This window comes from Methanobacterium sp., assembly GCF_016217785.1.
GTDB lineage: Archaea > Methanobacteriota > Methanobacteria > Methanobacteriales > Methanobacteriaceae > Methanobacterium.
This window is the reverse complement of the sequence record NZ_JACRGA010000024.1, coordinates 1-1,210: the sequence shown is the minus strand read 5'-3', so window position 1 is coordinate 1,210 and position 1,210 is coordinate 1. Positions and strand designations below refer to the sequence as shown.

Genomic DNA, 1,210 nt, shown 5'->3' with positions numbered 1-1,210 from the left:
TGCTGCTGAAAAAGTTCTTCTAATACTTTTCCTTTGGTCTGACTTGTGGTAATTATTTTTTTTCTGAATTTCCTGTCTAAGTCACGAAAATTTTGTTCTACTTGTCTGAAATCTGCCAACAAATATTTTGCAGTTTCTTCTATCAGAAAATAATGCTCCTTAATTTGCCTGTCGTCAAGCACATCCATTTTTCCATGCTTCACATTTTCAATTTCCATTTCAACTGCTTTCTTCTTCACTTCTAATTCTCGAATTCTTGTTGTAAAATCTCCTTTGGCTTTGGAAGATAATTCTTTGAGTTTTTCAAAAAGATTTTTTAATCGTGATTCTGTTCCAACAAACTCAGGTTTGTCTAAATCGTCAATCCATTTCAAAGCATTTTCTGTCGCTGGTGTTAACTCGTAAATTGGTTCATCTGTGTTCTGAAAATATTTTCTGAGAAAACCTGAATTTGTCCAGTCGGTTAAATATTCTTTGGGCTGCCTCGAATATTTATTTTCAGTTTGGTTAATGAGGTAAAGATGGTCAGATAAAAGAGTAGTGAGGTCTTTCTCTGAAATGGTAATGAGATTATTCTGTTTGTATGATTTGAAAAGAAAACTAATTATCAATGGGGCATTGACGGCAGTTATCAGTTTAACTGTCGTGTTTGCATTGAGTAGTTGGTATATTTTTTCAAAAGTCATTTTACTTTACATATAGTAACAAATTTAAGAATAATCGTCTGCTCTCAATTAACTGCGCTGCTGTCCACGAAGTACTGTCGTTTTAGGGTTGCTGCCAACTTGTTCATATCCGCACTTGAGTTCGGATATCCCCCTAAAATTAGAGTGATATCTGAAGTATTTTAGATATTCCGCATCTGGATACTGTCCCTTCCTTTAGTTGAAGTAGGAACGACTCCAGTTGCATTATTCTAAACCGCAGCCTCCTTCCTGTCAAGGTCTTTTGCTCTTCCTTATTTTTTTCCCTTTGCCTTTTTCTTTATTTTGGGTTATCTTTTATTTGATGGTTAACATTTTTGAAAAGACACGGGTTATCCTTGAGATGATAAAGTTCTCCCACACTGTCTTTGCCCTTCCCTTTGCCTTTATGGGCGCAATACTATCAGCAAGGGGAATCCCTTCATTAGATAAAATCTTCTGGATAATAGTTGCAATGGTAGGCGCACGTTCTGCTGCCATGTTTCTAAACAGACTCATTGACTGGA

The 1,210-nt window shown here is 36.0% G+C and carries 2 protein-coding genes; one reads left to right on the top strand and one right to left on the bottom strand.

Features of this window, described 5'->3' with window-relative positions:
• A partial coding sequence (locus HY987_RS09355; RefSeq protein WP_292757889.1) for a DUF3375 family protein occupies nt 1-686 on the bottom strand: 686 nt, incomplete at its 3' end.
• A gap of 319 nt (nt 687-1,005) precedes the next feature.
• Between HY987_RS09355 and HY987_RS09350 the strand changes: the two genes are divergently transcribed.
• Nucleotides 1,006-1,210: hypothetical protein (locus tag HY987_RS09350; RefSeq protein WP_292757887.1), on the top strand; the 205-nt coding region annotated here is incomplete at its 3' end.